At 66.7% G+C, this 21,283-nt stretch carries 12 protein-coding genes; 8 read left to right on the top strand and 4 right to left on the bottom strand.

Annotated elements, in window-relative coordinates; translation table 11 throughout:
- Positions 1–22 precede the first annotated feature (22 nt).
- From FHT09_RS12460 to zwf, 3 genes are all read left to right on the top strand, one after another.
- Positions 23–352, top strand: a complete 330-nt coding sequence (locus FHT09_RS12460) for a phosphotyrosine protein phosphatase (RefSeq protein ID WP_104605858.1) — start codon at positions 23–25, stop codon at positions 350–352.
- A gap of 63 nt (positions 353–415) precedes the next feature.
- Complete coding sequence (locus FHT09_RS12455; protein WP_104605857.1) at positions 416–2,215, top strand: glycoside hydrolase family 15 protein; 1,800 nt, start codon at positions 416–418, stop codon at positions 2,213–2,215.
- Entirely contained in the window at positions 2,212–4,056 is a 1,845-nt protein-coding gene (gene zwf / locus FHT09_RS12450; RefSeq protein WP_104605856.1) for a glucose-6-phosphate dehydrogenase, read from the top strand. Before FHT09_RS12455 ends, zwf begins: the two co-directional genes overlap by 4 nt.
- 109 nt (positions 4,057–4,165) lie before the next feature.
- On the opposite strand, the gene FHT09_RS12445 is transcribed toward zwf, so the two are convergent.
- Positions 4,166–5,965 (bottom strand): monovalent cation:proton antiporter-2 (CPA2) family protein, encoded by a 1,800-nt coding sequence (locus FHT09_RS12445; protein ID WP_104537648.1) that lies wholly within the window; start codon positions 5,963–5,965, stop codon positions 4,166–4,168.
- A 458-nt stretch (positions 5,966–6,423) separates the two neighbouring features.
- Between FHT09_RS12445 and mgtE the strand changes: the two genes are divergently transcribed.
- Positions 6,424–7,791, top strand: a complete 1,368-nt coding sequence (gene mgtE / locus FHT09_RS12440) for a magnesium transporter (RefSeq protein WP_104537649.1) — start codon at positions 6,424–6,426, stop codon at positions 7,789–7,791.
- A 227-nt stretch (positions 7,792–8,018) separates the two neighbouring features.
- Here the strand turns inward: mgtE and FHT09_RS12435 are convergent, their stop codons facing one another.
- The 3 genes from FHT09_RS12435 to FHT09_RS12425 all read right to left on the bottom strand — a co-directional run bounded on the left by FHT09_RS12435 (position 8,019) and on the right by FHT09_RS12425 (position 12,313).
- Positions 8,019–10,358 (bottom strand): TonB-dependent hemoglobin/transferrin/lactoferrin family receptor, encoded by a 2,340-nt coding sequence (locus FHT09_RS12435; RefSeq protein ID WP_104537650.1) that lies wholly within the window; start codon positions 10,356–10,358, stop codon positions 8,019–8,021.
- Positions 10,359–10,496: 138 nt separating this feature from the next.
- The gene (locus tag FHT09_RS12430) at positions 10,497–11,387 is read right to left on the bottom strand and encodes an EF-hand domain-containing protein (protein ID WP_104605855.1); all 891 of its coding nucleotides are present in this window, start codon (positions 11,385–11,387) and stop codon (positions 10,497–10,499) included.
- A 140-nt stretch (positions 11,388–11,527) separates the two neighbouring features.
- Positions 11,528–12,313, bottom strand: coding sequence for a DUF4198 domain-containing protein (locus tag FHT09_RS12425; protein ID WP_104605854.1), 786 nt, complete (start codon positions 12,311–12,313; stop codon positions 11,528–11,530).
- 199 nt (positions 12,314–12,512) lie between these two features.
- Here FHT09_RS12425 and FHT09_RS12420 point away from each other — a divergent pair, with 199 nt between their 5' ends.
- The 4 genes from FHT09_RS12420 to FHT09_RS12405 all read left to right on the top strand — a co-directional run bounded on the left by FHT09_RS12420 (position 12,513) and on the right by FHT09_RS12405 (position 21,250).
- Positions 12,513–15,221, top strand: a complete 2,709-nt coding sequence (locus FHT09_RS12420; protein WP_104605853.1) for a bifunctional acetate--CoA ligase family protein/GNAT family N-acetyltransferase — start codon at positions 12,513–12,515, stop codon at positions 15,219–15,221.
- A gap of 106 nt (positions 15,222–15,327) precedes the next feature.
- Positions 15,328–16,368: a DUF475 domain-containing protein gene (locus FHT09_RS12415; RefSeq protein WP_026064785.1), complete on the top strand. Its 1,041-nt coding sequence runs from the start codon at positions 15,328–15,330 to the stop codon at positions 16,366–16,368.
- A 1,165-nt stretch (positions 16,369–17,533) separates the two neighbouring features.
- The gene (locus FHT09_RS12410) at positions 17,534–20,032 is read left to right on the top strand and encodes a ribonucleoside-diphosphate reductase subunit alpha (protein WP_104605852.1); all 2,499 of its coding nucleotides are present in this window, start codon (positions 17,534–17,536) and stop codon (positions 20,030–20,032) included.
- A 174-nt stretch (positions 20,033–20,206) separates the two neighbouring features.
- On the top strand, positions 20,207–21,250 hold the full coding sequence (locus tag FHT09_RS12405) for a ribonucleotide-diphosphate reductase subunit beta (protein ID WP_104537654.1): 1,044 nt from the start codon (positions 20,207–20,209) through the stop codon (positions 21,248–21,250).
- Positions 21,251–21,283: the final 33 nt, after the last annotated feature.

Genomic DNA, 21,283 nt, shown 5'->3' with positions numbered 1-21,283 from the left:
GCGCGGCGGCGCACCGCTGCGGGTGCTGTTCGTGTGCAGCCGCAAGCGCCTGCGCAGCCCCACCGCCGAGCGCGTGTTCGCCGACTGGCCGGGCGTGCAGACGCAATCGGCCGGGCTGGCCGCCGATGCGCAGGTGCAGCTCACCCCGGAGCTGTTGCATGAAGCGCAGCTGGTGCTGGTGATGGAGCGTCGCCATCTGCAGTCGCTGCGCAAACGCTTCGCCGCGCATCTGCGCCATTGCCGGGTGATCTGCCTGCAGATTCCCGACGACTACGCGTACATGGATCCGGCACTGATCCGTCGCCTGGAACACACGGTGCCACCGTTGCTGCGCCTGCCGGCGCAGTCGTAACCTGATCCCGACACCGCGCATGCAAGACTGGGTTTTTCCTCGCACGAAGGAAGCGCCTCTACGATGAGCGTGCGTATCGAGGACCACGCCATGCTGGGCAATTGCCACAGCGCGGCTTTGGTCGACCACCGCGGCACCATCGACTGGCTCTGTCTGCCACGTTTCGACTCCGATGCGTTTTTCGCATCCCTGCTGGGCGATGAGCAGCATGGGCAATGGGCATTGTCGCCGGCTGGCGACTTTCGCAGCGAACGCGCCTACGAGGACGACAGTCTGGTGCTGTGCACGCGCATGCGCACCGACACCGGCACGGTGGAACTGGTCGACTTCATGGTCGCCAGCGCCGAAGGCGACGGCCACCAGCATCTGGTGCGGATCGTGCGGTGCGTGCAGGGCGAGGTGCCGATGCACATGCGCCTGACCTTCCGCTTCAACTATGGCCGTACCGTGCCATGGGTGACGCACATCGATGGTGGCATCCGCGCCATTGCCGGTCCCGACCAGCTTGCCCTGCGCTCGCCGCAGGCGCTGCACGGCGAGGACATGGGCACCGAAACCGACTTCACGCTGCGTCAGGGCGAGAGTACCTGGTTTCTGCTCAGCCACGGCCCGTCGCATCAGCCCACGCCGGCGGCGATCGATCCGGAACAGGCGCTGCAACGCACGACCGCGTTCTGGCATGGCTGGGCGCGTCGCTGCACCGATGTCGGCCCCTGGACCGCGCAGGTGCGTCGCTCGTTGGTGGTGTTGAAAGGGCTCAGCTATCTACCGACCGGCGGCATCGTCGCTGCGCCCACTGCATCACTGCCGGAGCATCTGGGCGGCACCCGCAACTGGGACTACCGCTACTGCTGGCTGCGCGATTCGGTGTTCACGCTGATTGCCTTGCTGCAGGCCGGGTACCGCGATGAAGCAGGGGCCTTCCGCGATTGGGTGCAACGCGCCATCGCCGGTTCGCCGGATCAGCTGCAGGCGCTCTACGGCATCGCCGGTGAGCGCCGGCTGCAGGAATGGGAAGCGCACTGGCTGCCCGGCTATGAAAATTCCGGCCCGGTGCGTATCGGCAACGGTGCGGTGGATCAGTTCCAGCTCGACGTCTACGGCGAGCTGATCGGCGCGTTGCATTACGCGCGCGAAAAGGGCGTGGCGCCGCCGTCCGATGACGAGGGCTCGTCGGCATCGTTGCTGGAGAAGGTGCTGGAGACGCTGGAAACGGTGTGGCGCCTGCCCGACGAAGGCATCTGGGAAATCCGCGACGAGCGCCGTCATTTCGTGCATTCCAAGGTGATGGCCTGGCTGGCATTCGATTGCGGCGCGCGCGATGGCATCACCGACGCCGATGCGGCCAAGCGCGCGCACTGGGGGCGCATCGCCGACGACATCCGCGCCGAAGTGCTTGAAAAGGGCGTGCACCCGGACGGTCACTTCGTGCAGAGCTACGGCTCCGATCGCCTGGATGCGGCGTTGTTGCTGATCCCGATCGTGGGGTTCCTGCCGGCCGATGATCCGCGCATCGCCGCAACCGCCGATGTGATTGCACGCGATCTGACCATCGATGGATTGGTCGAACGCTATCGCGCCGACGACAGCGCCGACGGCTTGCCGGCCGGCGAGGGCACCTTTCTTGCCTGCAGCTTCTGGCTGGTGGAAAACTACGCCCTGCTCGGGCGCACCGAGCAGGCACGGGTCCTGCTCGAACGTCTGCTCGGGCTGTGTAACGACGTGGGCCTGCTCGCCGAAGAGTACGACCCGCGCAGCAAACGCATGCTTGGCAACTTCCCGCAAGGGTATTCCCACGTGGCTCTGGTCAATGCGGCATTGCGCCTGCACGGACGCATGGGCGAAGAGGAAACACATCCATGAACGAACAAGCCACAACCCCGTGCATCATCGTGGTGTTCGGTGCGCGCGGCGATCTGACCAAGCGCCTGGTGATGCCGGCGCTGTACAACTTGCGTCGTTCCGGCGCACTGGGCGAGCAGTTCGCCATCGTCGGCATGGATCACGGCGATATCAGCGAGCGTTCGTGGCGTACGATGATGGGCCAGTCGATGACCGCCCTGCTCAGCAGCCGCGATGCCGAATTCCAGACCGACGAGTTCGATACCGGCACCTGGGAATGGCTGCGCGAGCGCATGCATTATCTGCGCGGCGATTTCACCGACCTGGGCGCCTATCAAACCTTGGATGCCGCACTGGAAAAACTGCACAAGCGCTACGGCACCCAGGGCAACGTGCTGTTTTACCTGGCCACCGCCGCGCGCTTCTTCGAGCCGGTGTTGCTCAACCTGGGCGGCGCCGGGCTGGTCAAGCAACGCGAGGGCGAGGGCTGGCGTCGGGTCATCGTGGAAAAACCGTTCGGCCACGATCTGCCCAGCGCCGTCGCGCTCAACGCCACCGTCGCCAAGGTCCTGCACGAGGATCAGGTGTTCCGCATCGACCATTTCCTCGGCAAGGAAACCGTGCAGAACATCCTGGCGTTCCGCTTCGCCAATGGCCTGTTCGAGCCGGTGTGGAACCGCGACCGCATCGACCATGTGCAGATCACCGCCGCCGAAACCATCGGGGTGGAAGGGCGCGGACGTTTCTACGATCCCACCGGCTGTCTGCGCGACATGGTGCCCAATCACCTGTTCCAGTTGCTGGCGATGATTGCGATGGAACCGCCGGCCGCGTTCACCACCGAAGCGATGCATCGGCGCCGCGCCGAGGTGATCGAAGCGGTGCGCCCGATCAAGCCCGAAGACGTGGTGCGTGGCCAGTACGCCTCCGGTGCGGTGAGCCGCAGCGCAGTGCCGGGATATCGCGAAGAAGACACGGTGCCGGAAGATTCGGAAACCGAAACTTACGTGGCGATGAAACTGCAGGTCGACACCTGGCGCTGGGCCGGCGTGCCGTTCTACCTGCGCACCGGCAAGCGTTTGCGCGAGCGCACCACCGAGATCGCGATCCGCTTCAAGCCTGCGCCGCTGGCGCCGTTCCGCAGTACCGAGGTAGGCGGTTACGGCCCCGACTGGCTGGTGCTGCACATCCAGCCCGACGAAGGCATTTCGCTGCAGTTCGATGTCAAGCGCCCAGGCGCGCAGGTCAGTCTGGCACCGGTGCGCATGGACTTCCGCTACCGCGACTGGTTCCCCAAGGAATACACGGTGGGCTACGAGCGTTTGCTGCAGGACTGCATGAATGGCGAAGCCGGCCTGTTCCAGGACGCGGCAATGGTGGAAGGTGCCTGGCGCATCGTGCAACCGATCCTGGACGCCTGGAAGCAACCGCCCAGCGACTTCCCCAATTATGCCGCCGGCAGCGCCGGCCCATCGGCTGCCGATGCCTTGCTGGCCATGAACGGCGGACACGCCTGGCGCGCGCTTACCCCGGGCCGCAAGCCACCGCCGCGGCGCGCACCGGAGGCGCGTGGCAGCGCCACGACGCCGATCAAGAAAGCCACTGGCAAATCTGCCAAGAAGGTCGCCAAGGTCGCCAAGGCGCCAGCCAAAGAGGTCAGCAAGGCGCCAGCCAGACGCGCATCCGCCGCTTCAGCAAGACCATCGCAGGATGCGGCTACGGCGCCTAGCAGCGCGGCCAAGAGCGCTGTGGGCAAACGCGCAACCGGCAAGGTCGCAAAGACCGCTGGCAAAACCGCGGCAGGCAAGGGCGCAGCGAAGACGTCGGCCAGCAAGACCGCAGCGCGTACACCACGCCGCTGACGGAGGCGAGCGGCATACAGCCGCCGCAGCTCCACGTAGGAGCGTGCCTGCGCGCGACGGGCTTTATCGGTAATGCCTGGTCGCGCGCAGGCATGCTCCTACGAAACGCTCAGCGATCCTGCGTGGTGGGCGCGGGTTCGGCCTTCACGTCGGCCTCGAACAGATTCATCAGATCCGTGCGTGCGTCGCGCGAGGTCTGGATCACCTTGGCTTCGTCGTCATAGACAAGGTGTTGGCGATGCAGTAACTCTTCGTCGTGCTGGCGGAACCGTTTGACATGATCCCTGGCGACCGCCTCGCCCAGTCCGAGCGAGGTCAGCACGCGTTCGCTCAGTTCCAGGCTGGAGGCAAACACCTCGCGAAACGGTTCGGCACCCAGGTCCATCAGTTTCCAGGCGTGCTGGCGATTGCGTGCACGTGCCAGCACGGTGGCCTGCGGGTACAGGCGGCGGATCAGCCGCACCGTCTTGATGTTGGTCTCCGGGTCGTCCACCGCGATCACGAACACCTTGATGCGATCGGCGCCGGCGGCGCGCAGCAGTTCCGGTCGCGTGGGGTCGCCGTAGTACAGCTGGCTGCCGAAGCGGCGCAGGTCTTCCACGGTATCCGGGTTGTGTTCCAGTGCCACGAACGGCACATGCCGCGCGGTGAGCAGGCGCGCGACCACCTGACCGAAGCGGCCCATGCCGGCGACCAGCACCTTGGGCGTTTGCGCATCGATGGTGTCGAACGGGCGGTCGGACTTGGGCGCATGCAGCCGCAGCGGCCCGTTGAGGATGCGCTGCATGCCGAGCAGCAACAGCGGCGTCAGCGCCATCGACACGCCGACGATGGCCACCAGCCGGTCGTGGTTGGCGCGCTCCAGCAAGCCGACCCGATCGGCCTCGTTGAACACCACGAAGGCGAACTCGCCGCCCAGCCACAACACGCTGCCCAGCATCAGGCTGCTGCGCAGCGGCAGCCTGGCCACGCTGCCGATGCCGACCAGCAGCGAGAACTTCACCACCAGCAGGATCGCCACGCCGCTGGCGATCAACCAGGGCTCGGCGACCACCCGGTTCAGATCGATCCCCATGCCCACCGAGATGAAGAACAGCCCCAGCAGCAATCCTTCGAACGGCTCGATCTGCGATTCGAGCTCGTGGCGGAATTCCGAATCGGCCAGCAGCACGCCAGCCAGAAACGCGCCCAGGCTGGCGCTCAATCCGGCTTCCTGCATGATCCAGGCGGTGCCCAGCACCACCAGCAAGGCGCTGGCGGTGAACACTTCCGGCATGCGCGTGCGCGCCACCATGTTGAACAGATAGCGCAGCACGAAGCGTCCGCACAGGATCACCAGCGCCAGTGCCGCGACCGCCTTGGCCACGTCCGGCCACGCCAGCGTGGCGTTCTTGCTGCCGCCGAGCAGCGGAATCGCCGCCAGCAACGGAATGGCGATCAGATCCTGAAACAGCAAGATGGCGAACGCCAGGCGCCCGTAGTCGCTATTGAGCGCCTTGCGTTCGGCCAGCAGCTGCAGGCCCACCGCGGTGGACGACAACGCCAGCGCCACGCCGACGATCAACGCGCTTTTCCAGCCCAGGTTGCCGAGCATCAGCAGGCCACCCAGGATCAGCGTGGTCACCACCACCTGGGTGGCGCCGGCGCCGAACACCGAATGACGCATCACCTTCAGGCGGGCCGGCGACAGTTCCAGGCCGATCACGAACAGCAGCATCACCACGCCGATTTCGGCCGCGCCGCTGATGCGCTCGGCATCCTGCACCACGCCCACGCCATCGGGCCCGAGCACCACACCGGCGACCAGATAGGCCAACACCGCGCCCAGGCCGAAGCGCTTGAACACCGGCACCGCCACGATGGCGGCCAGCATCAGCACCAGAGCCAGTTCCAGACCACCGCTATGCATGCGCGCTCTCCGTTGAGGGACGCATTATGCCGCCCGCAGCGACATGTCGGCCTGGATCAGCGTGTGCTGCCTGCCACACTGCAGGCGATCGCCATCGAACGCCGGGGCATCCTGCGCGACATACGCGCCATCTTCCGGCTGCTCCCCATGTGGATCTGCCGCAGGTGCGCGTGCTGCGTCCGACGCCCGGCCGCCCGATCGAGCGCTTGAAGCCATGCCGTGCACGGTCGCCTGGACGCGCGCTGAGCGCCGCCCGCGCAGGGCATTGACCAAGGCGGCGCAGGCGCGCAGACTGCGCCGCGCCGCCGCCCGGACCACCGGCCGGTGCGCACTCTCGGAGCCCTTTTCATGTCCAGCGACAGTCACCCTAGACCCGGGTCGATGACCCAGCTGGCGCGCGCCTGAGACGTCAAGGTTCGCCGGCTGTCATCGACGACGGTCGTCACCAGGCGAACCCCATGTACAACGAAACCCTGCGCCTTGCCCAAGGCGTCGATGCCTTGATCGCACCCATCGCCGACTTCAACACGGCCGATGCGGTGGAATACCTCAACACCCTCGGCCGCGACGAGGCCGCACAGGTGCTGGCCGCGTTGCCGCAGCCGCGTGCGGTGAAATTGCTCGAACAACCCGAGCTGCACGCCGCCAGCGCGCTGGTCGCGCTGCTGCCGGCCGAGCAGGCCGCATCCCTGCTCGGGCAGATGGCCGACGACCGCGCCACCGACATCTTCCACGGCCTGGATGCCGACCAGCGCGCGCCACTGCTGTGGTTGCTCAGTGCCGAGGCGCGGCTGTCGATCCAGGCGTTGATGCGCTACCCGCCCAATACCGCCGGCGCGCTGATGACCACCGAGTTCGTGGCGGTGCCGGCCGACTGGACGGTGGGCCGCACCCTGCAGCACATCCGCGAGGTGGAGCGCAGCCGCGAGACGGTCTATGCGATCTATCTGCTCGATCCGCACAGCCGCGTGCTGACCCAGGTGGTCACCATGCGCCGGCTGATCACCGGCGCGCCGGACGCGTCGATCCTGGAGGTGGCACAGGTCAACCCGCCGGTCACGGTGGACCCGGCGCTGGACCAGGAAGAAGTCGCCCGCCTGATCCGCCGCCACGACCTGCTGGCGATCCCGGTGGTGGATGCCCATGGCCATGTGCTCGGCATCGTCACCGTGGACGATGTGCTGGATGCATTGATCGCCGAGTCCACCGAGGACGTGCACAAGTTCGGCGGCATGGAGGCGCTGGACAAGCCCTACATGCAGATCGGCTTCGGCCAGATGATCAAGAAGCGCGCCGGTTGGCTGAGCGTGCTGTTCCTGGGCGAAATGCTCACCGCCAGCGCGATGCAGCACTTCGAGGACGAGTTGTCCAAGGCGGTGGTGCTGACCCTGTTCATTCCGCTGATCATGAGCTCCGGCGGTAACTCCGGCTCGCAGGCCACCTCGCTGCTGATCCGCTCGCTGGCACTGCGCGAACTGCGCCTGGGCGACTGGTGGAAGGTGGCGCTGCGCGAGCTGCCGACCGGGCTGACCCTGGGCACCATCCTGGGCATCCTGGCGATCGTGCGCATCACCATCTGGCAGACCGCCGGCCTGTACGACTACGGCCCGCACTGGCAGATGGTGGCGCTGACCATCGGCGCGGCGCTGATCGGCATTGTCACCTTCGGCTCGCTGTCCGGCTCGATGCTGCCGTTCGTGCTGCAGCGGCTCGGCTTCGATCCGGCCAGCGCCTCGGCCCCGTTCGTGGCCACGCTGGTGGATGTCACCGGGTTGGTGATCTATTTCAGCATTGCTGCCGCGATCCTCAGCGGCACCTTGTTGTAGCGCAGCGGGAAGGGGGCGGGGTGCGCGGACAGTTGCGCCCCGCCATGTCCTGGATGAGGACTGCGATGGTCGAGGTGCCGCATGTGTTGCGGCACCTCTGACCTGATGGCTGACTCCGCGACCGGCACCAGGCGTCGCGCGGCATGTGCAGGCTCGGGTCCGTAGTGCCTGGTCCACCGCGCATCGCTGCACGGCAGGCCATGCAGCGATGCGCAACAGCGATCGCATCAGAAGGTCACGTACAGCGTGGCACGCAGGTTGCGCCCCGGTTCGCTGTAGCGACCGATGCCGTCGTCGGTGGCATAGCCGTACAGATAGAAATCGCCGCGGGTGACATTGCGGATGCGCGCCCACTGGTAGTAGCGCTCGTCGAACAGGTTGTAGACGCCGAGATTGACGCGCACGTGCGCGTTGAAGCGGTAGCTGCCGAACAGGTCGACTACGCTGTAGGCGTCGCTGAGGAACGGCTCGGCCGCAGCGCCGAAGATATCGTTCTCGACGTTGACGTCCTTGGCCTGCTTGGCCAGCGCGTGGGTGATGTTGGCGGTGACACGCAGGCGCTCGTCCAGGCCCTGCCAGCTCAGGCCGAGCACGCCGCGATCCGGATTGATGCTGTCCAGCGGGCGGCCATCTTCCAGCTCGCCCTGATTGTGGGTCCATGCCGCGCGCAGCAGCCAGGCGTCGCCGAGCTTGAACTGCGCATCCAGTTCCACGCCCTTGACCTGGACCTGACCGACGTTGAGCAGCGTGGTGTAGGCGTAGCCGTTGCGCGTGGTGCACACGCCGCGGGTACAGGTCTGGTAGAGCGTGCCGGCATCGGTGGTGACCGTCTCGCTCTGGATGAAGTCGTCGTAGCGGTCGCGGAACACCGACAGGCCCACGCGCGCCCAGTCGCTTTCCCAGCGCCAGCCCAGTTCCAGGTTGAGGCTGCGCTCGGCTTCGAGCGCGGGGTTGGCGGCCACCGTCGGCACGTTGACGGTGGCCCCTGTGTCCAGCCGGGTCAGTGCGGTGATGCTGGTCGGGGCGTACATCTCGGCGGTGGTCGGCGCCCGGAAGCCGCGCCCGGCCTGGAACCACAACGTCTGCTGCGGGGTGAACGCGTAGCTGATGCCGGCCTGCCAGGTCGGCGAGGCGAAGGTCACCTCGCGCACCGTGCCGGTGACGTCGACGAAGGTGGACGACAGCGTCGGCGCGTAGCGGTAGTGGTCGTAGCGTGCACCCAGGGTGAGCTGCAGGCGGTCGTCGAGCAGGCCGATGCGGTCGCGCAGGTACACGCTCCACGTGTCGGCATCGGTCTTGGGCACCTGCGCCGGGTCGACGGTGGCGGTGTCCAGCGTGCCGGCGTTGTTCCAGCGGTAGTCGATCGCGCTGAAATCGATGCTGCGGCGCTGCCAGGCTGCCCCGTACAGCAGCGCTTGCGACCAGCCGCTTCCCTGCAGCCGCTTGTCGAAGTCGACCGCGAGGCGGTCCAGGGTCTGCTCGGTGTCGCGGTCCTCGGCACGGCGACACGGCAGCGCCACCGTGCAGCGGGTGGTGGCAGCGGTGGCCGGGGTGCTCGAGCTGCCGCTCTGGGTGAGGATGCGGGTGGTGCCGCGGCTGTCGGTCTGCTGGCGGTCGAGCTGCGCCTCCATGGTGTCGAACAAGGTGTTGTCGGCGTTCCAGATGTAGCGCAGGCCATAGCGGTCACGGTCGTTGCTGTCTTCGCCGATGCGCTCGGCGTAGCTGGGCGCGCTGACGCGGCTCAGGTTGTCGACCCGGTTCTGCGAGCGATTGCGTTCGTACACCACGCCGATGCGGTGCTGCGCATTCGGCACCACGTCGAGCTTGGCCAGCACGTTGTCGCTCTGGCTGTCGACCGGGTCGGGCGTGCGCCGCGCGCTGCCGGTGTCGATGTCGGTGCTGGAGTACCAGCCTTCCGATTCGTGGCCCTCGCGGCGGGTGTAGGTCAACATCGATTCGACGATGCCGCTGCGGTTGGCGACGGTGAGGTTGCCGAGCAATTGGTCGTTATGGCCGGTGTAGCCGGTCTTCAGGCCGACATAGCTGTCGTTGCCCTGTGCCTTGAGGTAGTCGTAGGGATCCTTGGTGGTGAACACCACCGCGCCACCGAGCGCGCCGCTGCCGGCACTGATGGAGTCGGCGCCCTTGACGATGTCCACGCGCTTGAGCGAATCGACGTCAACGCCGCCACGGCCGGCGCGGAAGAACTCGTAGTCGCGCGCGGTCTCCACGCCCTCGGCCATCGACAGGCCATCGATGGTCATCGCCACCCGGTCGCCTTCCAGGCCGCGGATGTTGAAGCCGTTCTCGCCGAAGCGGCCCATGTCGGCGATGCTGACGCCGGGGATGTAACGCACCAGGTCTTCCATGCTCTCGGCCTGCTCCTGCTGCAGCTGCGCGGTGTCGAGGGTGGTGACGTTCTGGTTGCTGGAGGCGCGCTTGTCGCGCGCGGCCTTCACTTCGACCGGGTCGAAGGTGGTGGCGTCGGCGGGTGCCTGTTCGGCATGCAGCGGGAAGGCCAGGCCGGCGGCGATCGCTAGGGCCAGCAGGGTCGGTGTCGAGGTCATCGTGGAGTCCACAGTCAGGAAAGAGGGAGGGCGCCGGAAGGCGCGCACCTGGCTGCGGGCGGCAAGAGCGGTCGCGTGGCTGGGTGGGCCCGCCGGTGGCGGGCCAGGGGCGCGGGCGCCAAGGCCCGCATCAGCAGGTCAGTCGGCCCGGGCCGATGTGGTGGCCGGCGCTGGCGGCGGCAACGCGGCATCGCCGGCATCGACCACGCCGTCGTGGTTACGGTCGACGCGGGCGAAGGTGCGCAGCCCCGAGGCCTGATATTCGGCAAAGCTCATGCGCTGGTCCTTGTCGGTATCGAGCACGGTGAAACGCACATGCACCTGGCGGTCGTCGGCCTGCTCGAGCGCGGTAAGGCGGCGGTTGAGGCGGTCCTCGAACTCCACCCGGTACTCGTCCAGCGACAGCGCCGCGTTGCGGTCGCCGTCGGCACTGGCGAACTGCGCTGCGCGCAGGTCCGCGTACTCCTTGCGGCCCACCTTGCCGTCGCCGTTTTCGTCGTACAGCGCGACAAAACCCTCGGCCGAGCCGCTGTCGGGCATGCCCGGGCGGCCACCGTCGCGATCGAAGGCGAGCGTCCGCTCGGTGCCGGCCTCCTTGGCCGCCGCCTCCAGCGCCGCCTGGCCGCGCGTCCAGTCCTGCGCCCCGGTGGCATCGAATTCGGCGCGCGACACCTGCCCGTCGCCGTCGATATCGAGTGCGGCAAAACGGGTCCGGCCCTGTGCCGCCTGAGCGCCGCGTTCCTGCTCCAGCGCACGCTGGCGGCGCTGGCGGAACTCGTCCACGTACTCGTCCTCGTCGACGCTGCCGTCGTGGTTGCGGTCGGTGGCGTCGAAGCGGGCGCGGCGGAAGGCCGCAAAGTCGGCGGCGGTAATGCGGCCGTCGTGGTCGTCGTCATGCTGAGTGATGAAGGCTTGCACGTTGTTGCCGTGCCCGCCGAGCAGCGGGCGCGGGTCGGACTGGGCGATTGCGGTCGCAGGAAGCAGCAGCAGCGCGCACAGGCACGCGCCGGCCAGGGAGCCAGGGTTCATGGGTTGCCTCTTGAGGGAAAAACGGTGCCGGGCCGTGGCGCTGGCTGGGCCTGCAGGCGGATCGGTGGGCCGGGCGGATGCGCCGCGCCGGTGGCGTCATGCTGGTGGGGCAATGCAACCGCCGCAGCGGTTGCGCGGCGCTATGGCTCCCGCACCTGGAAGGTGAGCGTGGTGCTGTTGCTGTACTCGCGCACCGGGGCATCGGGCGGGGCTGGGGTGCGGTGGCGGGTCAGCGCCAGCCAGGTGCCGGCGCGGTCCAGTTGCAGGGTGGCGCGGCCCGCCGCGTCGGTGGTCACGCTGACCTGCGCCGGCTTGCGGTCGGAGGTCCAGACCGCCTCGCTGATGTCCACGCTCTGCCTGGCCAGCGGCACGCCGTCGTACTGCACCGTGAAGGCGAAGGTCTCGCCGACGTACAGGTCGTTTGGATGCGTTACCGGCACCAGCTCCAGCCCGCGGTTGCGCGGCGCCAGTGCGCGGCGATCGGGTTTGCCGACGCTCAGATAGGTTTCCGCCAGGGTGCGCGACTGGAAACTGGCGATCAGCGTGGCGCCCTTGGGCATGGCCACGTTCGGGTCGCGCACGGTCTGCCGTTTGCCGTCCAGCTCCCAGGTGCGGAACTGCGCACCCACGCGCAGGCCGGTACTGACCCGATAGGTGCCGGGCTGTTTGCCCAGGGTGTGTTCGACCACGGTGCGGGTGTCGAGCGGCTGCACCCGGGCCGGTTCGACATCGCGGCCGTCGGGCCCGGTGATGCTGAAGTGGCTCTGGTCGAAGGCCGCTTCCGGGACGAAAAAGGTCTCGGCGAAGGCCGCGTCCAGGGTCACCGTCTGGCCGGGCTGGGGCGCGAAGGTGTTGGGTGCCAGATAAGGGGTGTGCGCAGAGGCGGACGCAGCGAGCAGCAGCGCCGACAAGGTCAGCAGTTTCATTGGGGGGCCCTGTTCCGAGTGGGTCGCTGGCGGAGGGCGCGGGGCGGCGCAGGAAGCTGGCTGACCACATGATATTAACGAAAATGCGAATCGTTCACAACAAATAAGGGGCGGTGCGTCGCTGTTCTGTGCCGCGCGATCGATGACGTGCGCTCGGGCCGACGTGTACCGTGTCCGTTTCTCCGCGTCTCTTTTAGCCATGAGTACCTACCACCTGCAGCAGGTCTTTCGCCCCACCACCGTGGCGGTGGTGGGCGGCAGTCCGCGCGATCGCTCGGCCGGGCGGGCGGTGGTGTGCAACCTGCGCGCGGCCGGGTTTGCCGGGCAGATCGGCTGGGTGAGCCCGCGCTACAGCGAGATCGATGGCGTGCGCACGGTGGCGCGGCTGACCGATCTGGCCTGGGTGCCGGACCTGGTGGTGATCACCGCGCCGGCGCGCATCGTGCCGCGCATCGTGTCGATCGCGGCGCGGCGCGGGGTGGCCGCGGCAATCATCCTCACCGCCGGGCTGGGCAGTGGCCCCGGCTCGCCGGCTGCGCGGATGGAGGCGGCCGCGCGCGCCAAGGGCATGCGCATCCTCGGCCCGCACTGCCTGGGCGTGATCGCCCCGCATGCGCGGCTCAATGCCAGCATCGCCGCGCATTGCCCGCAGGCCGGCGACCTGGCGCTGATTTCCGAATCCAGCGCGATTGCCGCCGCACTGGTGGAATGGGGCGTGGCGCGCTCGGTGGGGTTCTCGGCGGTGGTGTCGCTGGGCGATACGCTGGATGTGGATTTCGGCGATCTGCTCGACTACTTCGCCACCGACTACCGCACCCGCGCGATCCTGCTGTATGTCGAACGCATCGGCGATGCGCGCAAGTTCATGTCGGCCGCACGCGCCGCCGCGCGTGCCAAGCCGGTGGTGGTGGTCAAGTCCGGGCGCCAGTTCCGCATCAATCCCAATGCCGACACCCACGCGCAGGCGCTGGCCGGCTCGGATGCGGTGTATGGCGCGGCATTCGCGCGTGCCGGCCTGTTGCGGGTGGGTGCGCTGGACGAATTGTTCGCCGCCGCCGAAACCCTGGGCCGGCTCGGCAGTTTTCCCGGCCGGCGGCTGGCCATCCTCAGCAATGGCGGCGGGGTGGGGCAGCTGGCGGTGGACCAGTTGGTGCTGCGCGGCGGCACCCTGGCCGAGCTGTCGGCCAAGACGCTGGAGCGGCTGGATCAATCGCTGCCGCAGGGCTGGTCGCGCAGCAATCCGGTCGACATCATCGTCGATGCCGACGGGCCGCGTTATGCCGCGGCGATCGAAGCCTTGCTGGACGACCCCGAGAACGACGCACTGCTGGTGGTCAACGTGCCCACCGCATTCACCTCCTCGGCCGATGCGGCCAAGGCGCTGACCCGCGCGCTGGACCAACGCAACCGCCACCAGCGCGAAAAGCCGGTGTTTGCGGTATGGCTGGGCCAGGACGATGCGGCGATTGCCGCGCTCAATGCCGCGCGCGTGCCCACCTTTGCGACCGAATCGGACGCGGTGCGCGGCTTCACCCACCTGGTGCGCTACCGCGAGGCGCAGGCGGCGTTGATGGAGACCCCGCCCAGCCTGCCGGAAGATTTCGTGGTGGATGCCGGCATCGCCCGCGCGCTGGTGGAGGAGGCGCTGGCCGCGGGCCAGCGCTGGCTGGATCCGGTGGCCACCAACCGGCTGCTGGCCGCCTATGGCATCCCGATCGTGCCGCTGCAGGTGGCCGCCACCGCCAACGAGGCCGCCTTGCTGGCCGACCCGTTACTGGCCGTCGGCCGCACGGTGACCTTGAAGGTGCTGTCCAGCGACATCGCGCACAAGTCCGATGTCGACGGCGTACGCCTGAACCTGTCCAGCGTGGCGGCGGTGCGCGAAGCGGCAACCGGTATCCTGGCGCGTGCGCGCACCGCGCACCCCAGGGCGGTGATCGACGGGGTGATCGTGCAGCCCACGGTGCTGCGGCCCAAGGCGCGCGAATTGATCGCAGGGATCGCCGACGACCCGGTGTTCGGCCCGGCGATCGTGTTCGGGCGCGGTGGCACTGCGGTGGAAGTGATCAACGACCGTGAGCTGGCGCTGCCGCCGCTGGACTTGCGTCTGGCCCACGAACTGATCGGGCGCACGCGGGTGTCGCGCATCCTCAAGGCCTACCGCGACGTGCCGGCCGCCGACGAGCGCGCGGTGGCATTGGTGCTGGTCAAGCTGGCGCAGCTGGCCGCCGACATCCCCGAGATCACCGAGCTGGATATCAACCCGCTGCTGGCCGACCGCGATGGCGTGATTGCGCTGGACGCGCGCGTGGCGGTGGCACCGGCGCGCAAGCTGCACAAGGGGCGCGGTCATCCGCGCTTTGCGATCTTTCCGTATCCGAAGGAATGGGAGCGCCAGATCGGGCTGGGCGATGGCACGCATGCGCTGGTGCGCCCGGTGCGCCCCGAGGACGATGCATTGTTCCGCGCGTTCTTCGCGCGGGTGACCGACGAAGACCTGCGGCTGCGCTTCTTCCAGTTGGTCAAGCATTTCAGCCACGAATTCATCGCGCGGCTGACCCAGCTCGATTACGCGCGCTCGATCGCGCTGGTGGCCATCGACCCCAAGACCGGCGACATGCTCGGCGCGGTGCGGCTGCATGCCGACGCCGACTACGAGCGCGGGGAGTACGGCATCCTGATCCGCTCCGACCTCAAGGGCCACGGCATCGGCTGGCAGCTGATGCGCATCATGATCGAGTACGCGCGCTGGCTGGGCCTGAAGCAGATCGAAGGCCAGGTGCTGCGCGAGAACCGCACCATGCTGGCAATGTGCCAGAGCCTGGGCTTCGGGGTCCGCCCGGATCCGGACGATGCGACCCTGATGGCGGTGACACTCCCTATAATGGGCGAGCCACGCCCGGCCTGACCTTGCGTCACGCCGCGGTCCCCCATCCTCCACCGCATGCCGGATCTGCCGGGCCCCGCCCTGGCCGGTTGCTCCGGCTGTCGTCTCGGCCCGCCTGGGAGTGTCAATGTTTCGCGATTTCAGAATGTCGTTCTTGGTCACAGCGATCTGCCTGGGCCTGGCTGCCTGGTGGGGTCATACCTCCGCGATGGGCATCTGGCAGGCGCTGTGGCTGTGCCTGGTGCTGAGCGTGCTGGAGGTGTCGTTGTCGTTCGACAACGCGGTGGTCAACGCCGGCGTGCTCAAGCACATGAATGCGTTCTGGCAGAAGCTGTTCCTCACCGTCGGCATCCTGATCGCGGTGTTCGGCATGCGCCTGGTGTTTCCGATCGTGATCGTGTCGGTGGCCACCGGCATGGGTCTGGTGCCGGTGATGCAGATGGCGCTGAAGGAGCCGGACCGCTACAGCCAGGTACTGACCGACAACTACCCGTCCATCGCCGCCTTCGGTGGCATGTTCCTGCTGCTGGTGTTCCTGAACTTCCTGTTCGACCAGGAGCGCAAGCTGCACTGGCTCGGGCCGGTGGAACGGCTGGTCGGCAAGCTGGGCAAGGCCGATGCGATGTCGGTGATCGTGGCGGTGTCGGTGCTGCTGGGCACCAAGCTGTTCCTGCCTGACGAAATCTTCCAGAGCGTGCTGTTCGCCGGCCTGGGCGGCATCCTGCTGTACCTGCTGGTCGGCAGCGTGGACGCGCTGTTCGAGGCCGAAGAGGGCGAGGACGGCATGGGCCCGGCCAAGCGCTCGGGTATTGCCGCCTTCCTGTACCTGGAAGTGCTGGACGCCTCGTTCTCGTTCGACGGGGTGATCGGCGCGTTCGCGATCACCCGCGATGTGGTGATCATCATGCTGGGCCTGGCGATCGGCGCGATGTTCGTGCGTTCGATGACGGTCTATCTGGTGCACAAGGGCACGCTGGACGAGTTCGTGTTCCTGGAGCACGGCGCCCATTACGCCATCGGCGTGCTGGCGATCATCATGCTGGTCGGCACCGTATACCACGTGCCGGAAGTGCTGACCGGCCTGATCGGCGTGGCCTTCATCGCCGCCTCGGTGTGGTCGTCGATCCGCTACCGCAAGCGCCACCATATCGGCCCGACCGAGATCTGATTGCTGCGCACGGGCAGCGCGCAAGGCGTCACGCCGTTTACTTGAGAGCGGCTGACAGCGCCTTCGTGGCCATCGGACCGGCGTCGCTGGTTCTGTGGCTTGGCTGCAGGGCTCTTGCCTGCCCACCCTCGACGCAGTGAGTTGCTGCAGGGCCCTTGCCCGCCCACCATCGCGGGACACGCCGCAAGTACGTCCATGTAGGCTCTGGCGCGGCATCCATGCCGCGTAAGGTCCCGCGACGGTGGGCGGACAAGGACCAGTCGAGATGGTCGGTGTGCACGGGTGGAGCCGTGTTTGATGCGCGTTGTTCGATCATGACGCGCCGGCTCAGCGTCCGACGCGCAATGCGCTACAGCAGCTTTCACGCGACCACCGACCAACTTTCTGGTGCGGTGTCCTCGCCGATTGCGGGACCGTTGGCGGCATGGATGCCGCCATCGAGCCCCCAGGGACGGGTTCACGGCGTGTCCCGCGAGCGGTGAGGGCACCGCACCCTCGACCTAAAGTCGGCAGGGCGAGTTTCCTCCCGTCGCCGGGGCCAGAGCAGGCGCCCCAGGCGTGGGGTGCCGCCTGAGGCAGTCACGGCCAAGCGCGACCGGCCTCAGCATCGATGGGTGTCGCAGCCGACCCAACCGGACCCAACCGGTCGACAGAATTGCCGTTTCGGGCCTTGACTGCGCACTCAGATTGGGCAGTCCGTGGCGGCGAATCGACCGTTCGTCAGATGGCGCTTTGCACCACAAGGGTTTACGGGCTTTTCCCACATTATGTGTTGACCCCTCATGGGTACCCCACTATCTTGGGGGAGTCGGTGGTTGGCTGCCCCAAGCAGCTGGACCTGAAAGAGCACGATCTGCAGTCGGTATGCGGTCGATCAGCCTCCTCGCCGCAACCGCATTCGGTGTCATCCAGCCATCCATGGCAATGCCGTGGCGCGGACTGCGTGGGCCGATGGGGTTGCGGTTGTTTCGCCACCGACCACTGCGCGACAGCACACCGCGCGGTGGCGGCCGTGGAATCTCCGGGAAGGAGATGGCTGGTGAAGGCGATGCCGCCGCAGACCGTGGGTCTTGCGTGCTGGTCGTCGCGCACCGCCATCGCTGTCCAGGGAATCCGGTCGCAGCCCGTCCCCAGCCGGGTTCGTGTGCCTACGCATGGAGGACGCATGACCACCAACGACACCCTTGCCGCGATCGCCGCCGGTACCGCAACACCCACCAGCGTTCCCGCCAGTGTCGCCGCGCCCGGTTGCGGCGCGCCGGAATTGACCGACCCGTCGGATATCGTGCCGCCTCCCCGCCAAGCCATTGCAATGCACGCACAGACCATCGAAGAACAAGCCGTCGCCACCTGGATCACCAAGGAAGCCGGCAACCGCCGGATCCCGTTCGAGCCGGAGCGCCTGGAGCGCGCCATCGACCAGATCCACGCCGAATTCCCGCAGCTGGACGTGTCCGACTACAAGCGCTCGGTGTTCGGCTTCGTCGACCGCAAGGACAGCGTCAACGCCGACGACCTGGTCGACCATCTGATCCGCGAGGCCGAGGCCCGCGTCGATCTGACCACCCCGGAGTGGGAGCACTTTGCCGCTCGCCTGTACCTGCGCCGCCTGTACAAGCGCGCCAGCCGCAACCGCTTCTACGACGCCAGCCAGAAGTACGGCTCGTTCGTCGGCCTGCAGGAGAGCCTGGCCGACCGCAATGTCTATTCCAACGACATCCTGCGCCGCTACTCCAAGGACGAACTGATCGAAGCCGGCAAGATGATCGAGCCCGAGCGCGACAAGCTGTTCGCCTACAACGGCCTGTACCTGCTGGCCACGCGCTACCTGGCCACCGACAACTCGCGCGGCGTGTTCGAGCTGCCGCAGGAGCGTTGGCTGACCATCGCGCTGTACCTGATGCAGGACGAGATCGGCAACGGCAAGGGCAGCCGCGAGCGCCGCATGCAGCTGGTCGGCGAGGCCTACTGGGCGCTGTCCAACCTGTACATGACCGTGGCCACCCCGACCCTGGCCAATGCCGGCAAGGTCGGCGGCCAGCTGTCGAGCTGCTTCATCGACACCGTCGACGACAGCCTGCAGGGCATCTACGACTCCAACACCGACGTGGCGCGCGTGTCCAAGCACGGCGGCGGCGTGGGCGCCTACCTGGGCTATGTGCGTTCGTCCGGTTCGGCGATCCGCGGGGTGTCCAATTCCTCCGGCGGCGTGGTGCCGTGGATCAAGCAGCTCAACAACACTGCGGTGTCGGTGGATCAGCTGGGCCAGCGCAAGGGCGCCATCGCGGTCTATCTGGACATCTTCCACCGCGACATCGAGTCGTTCCTGGATCTGCGCCTGAACAACGGCGACCAGCGCCTGCGCGCGCACGACGTGTTCACCTCGGTGTGCATCCCCGACCTGTTCATGGAAGCGGTCGAGCGTCGCGGTGACTGGTACCTGTTCGATCCGCACGAAGTGAAGCGGATCAAGGGCTGGTACCTGCAGGACTTCTTTGATGAGAAGAAGGGCGACGCCAACAGCAGCTTCCGTCGCAAGTACGAGGAAGTGGTGGCCGACGAGCGCATCACCCGCAAGACGGTCAAGGCGATCGAGATCTTCAAGCGGATCATGGTCAGCCAGCTGGAAACCGGCAACCCGTTCATGTTCTATCGCGATGAGGTCAATCGCAAGAACCCGAACAAGCACGAGGGCATGGTCTATTCGTCCAACCTGTGCACCGAGATCCTGCAGAACATGAGCCCGACGCGGATGATGCAGGAGATCATCAGCGGCAATCAGATCGTCACCACCAAGAAGGCCGGCGACTTCGTCGTGTGCAACCTGTCCTCGATCAACCTGGGCCGTGCGATCACCGTGCAGGCAGACCAGGCCGATCTGCTGGGCGCCGACGTGCTGGAGCGCTTGATCCCGATCCAGGTGCGCATGCTCGACAACGTGATCGATCTGAACCAATTGCCGGTGCCGCAGGCCACCATCACCAACCAGAAGTACCGCGCCATCGGCCTGGGCACCTTCGGCTGGCACCATCTGCTGGCGCAGAAATCCATCCACTGGAATGCCACCGAAGCCGAGGACTACAGCGACGAGTTGTACGAGCGCATCAACTATCTGACCGTCCAGGCGAGCATGGAGCTGGCCAAGGAAAAGGGCACCTACAGCGTGTTCCGCGGCAGCGACTGGCACACCGGCGAGTATTTCCGTGCGCGCGACTACAACAGCCCGCAGTGGCTGGAGCTGTCCGCGCAGGTGGCCGTCAACGGCGTGCGCAATGCCTGGATGCTGGCAGTTGCGCCGAACATGAGCACCGCGCAGATCGCCGGCTCCACCGCCTCGATCGACCCGATCTACAGCGCGTTCTACTACGAAGAAAAGAAGGATTTCCGTCGCCCGGTCGCCGCACCTGGCCTGTCGCTGGAAACCTGGCCGTACTACGAAAAGGGCGCCTACAAGGTCGACCAGTTCGCCAGCGTGCGCCAGAACGCGCGTCGCCAGCGGCATATCGACCAGTCGATCAGCTTCAACTTCTACGTGCCCAGCACCATCCGTGCGAGCACCTTGCTGGACCTGCACATGACGGCCTGGCGCGAAGGCCTGAAGACTACGTACTACGTGCGCTCCAACGACATCGACATCAGCGAATGCGAGTGGTGTAGCAGCTAAGCGCATTCGCGCTTCGCTTCCACGGTTCGCGTTGCGAACCGTGGACCCTGCTTCATCAGCTCCCACACCCCGCGCCCTCGGCGCGCCCCCTGACTCAGGGGGCTTTCCTCCAGAACGATCGCTGCCGTCGTCCCTGCTGCGCGCGCGCGACGCCTGAAATACGAGTAAAGACCCATGTCCGCAACACCGCTTGAGCGCATCAAGATCCTGGAGCCGCGTCACCCCAATCGCTCCACCGCCATCATCAATGGCCAGACGTCCGGCATCCTCAACTGGAACGACATCCCGTACCCGTCCTTCTATCGGGCCTACAAGGAGCTGTCGACCAACTTCTGGATCCCCGACGAAGTGGACATGAAGGGCGACGCACGCCAGTACAACGAGCTGTCGGCGCGCGAGAAGAATGCCTACGACTCGATCATCGGCCTGCTGGCAACGCTGGATTCGCCGCAGACGCGCTTCATCTACAACGTCGCCGAATACATCACCGACCCGGCCGCGCATGCCAATGCCGCGATCATCGGCCAGCAGGAAGTGATCCATAACGAGAGCTACAGCTACGTGCTGGCCTCGATCACCGGCCTGGCCGATCAGAACCGCGTGTTCGAGATCGCGCGTACGCATCCGACCATCATCAAGCGCAATGCGCCGATCATGGGCGCCTACGAAGACTTCATGCGCGACAAGACGGCCGAAACGCTGATCCGCGCGCTGATCCAGTCCTCGATCCTGGAAGGCATCAACTTCTATTCCGGCTTTGCGTATTTCTACAATCTGGTGCGCCAGAACCGCATGACCGGCACCGGCAAGATCATCAGCTTCATCAACCGCGACGAGCTGGCCCATTCCAAGTTCATCAGCGAGCTGATTCGCGCCATCATCGGCGAGAACCAGGCATTGCAGGGCGACCAGCTCACCGATTACGTGCACAAGGCGTTCGAGCACGCAATCGACCTGGAAACCCAGTGGACCGCCGAAGTGCTGGACGGCATCGACGGCATCGACGTCGACGAGATGATCCGCTACGTGAAGTACCGCGCCAACAAGATGGCCGGCATGCTCGGCATCGAGAAGCTGTACGAAGGCGCCAACGACAACGTGATGCCGTGGATCAAGGCCTACGCCGACAACTTCACCGAGACCAAGACCGACTTCTTCGAAATGCGCAACGCCTCGTACAAGAAGACCAACTCGGACAACGGCTTCGACGATCTGTGAGTCATCGGGAATAGGGAATCGGGAATGGCAAAA

Source organism: Xanthomonas sp. CFBP 8152 (assembly GCF_014199025.1).
Lineage (GTDB): Bacteria > Pseudomonadota > Gammaproteobacteria > Xanthomonadales > Xanthomonadaceae > Xanthomonas > Xanthomonas arboricola_B.
Note: the sequence above shows the minus strand (reverse complement) of the source record. Positions and strands in the feature narration are given on the sequence as shown.

Excerpts from the sequence above, each read along its gene's own strand:
- FHT09_RS12420 (WP_104605853.1), top strand. The coding sequence starts at position 12,513 with ATGAGTACCTACCACCTGCAGCAGGTCTTTCGCCCCACCACCGTGGCG.
- FHT09_RS12455 (WP_104605857.1), top strand. The coding sequence starts at position 416 with ATGAGCGTGCGTATCGAGGACCACGCCATGCTGGGCAATTGCCACAGC.
- zwf (WP_104605856.1), top strand. The coding sequence starts at position 2,212 with ATGAACGAACAAGCCACAACCCCGTGCATCATCGTGGTGTTCGGTGCG.
- FHT09_RS12435 (WP_104537650.1), bottom strand. The coding sequence starts at position 10,358 with ATGACCTCGACACCGACCCTGCTGGCCCTAGCGATCGCCGCCGGCCTG.
- mgtE (WP_104537649.1), top strand. The coding sequence starts at position 6,424 with ATGTACAACGAAACCCTGCGCCTTGCCCAAGGCGTCGATGCCTTGATC.
- FHT09_RS12405 (WP_104537654.1), top strand. The coding sequence starts at position 20,207 with ATGTCCGCAACACCGCTTGAGCGCATCAAGATCCTGGAGCCGCGTCAC.
- FHT09_RS12425 (WP_104605854.1), bottom strand. The coding sequence starts at position 12,313 with ATGAAACTGCTGACCTTGTCGGCGCTGCTGCTCGCTGCGTCCGCCTCT.
- FHT09_RS12445 (WP_104537648.1), bottom strand. The coding sequence starts at position 5,965 with ATGCATAGCGGTGGTCTGGAACTGGCTCTGGTGCTGATGCTGGCCGCC.
- FHT09_RS12415 (WP_026064785.1), top strand. The coding sequence starts at position 15,328 with ATGTTTCGCGATTTCAGAATGTCGTTCTTGGTCACAGCGATCTGCCTG.
- FHT09_RS12430 (WP_104605855.1), bottom strand. The coding sequence starts at position 11,387 with ATGAACCCTGGCTCCCTGGCCGGCGCGTGCCTGTGCGCGCTGCTGCTG.
- FHT09_RS12410 (WP_104605852.1), top strand. The coding sequence starts at position 17,534 with ATGACCACCAACGACACCCTTGCCGCGATCGCCGCCGGTACCGCAACA.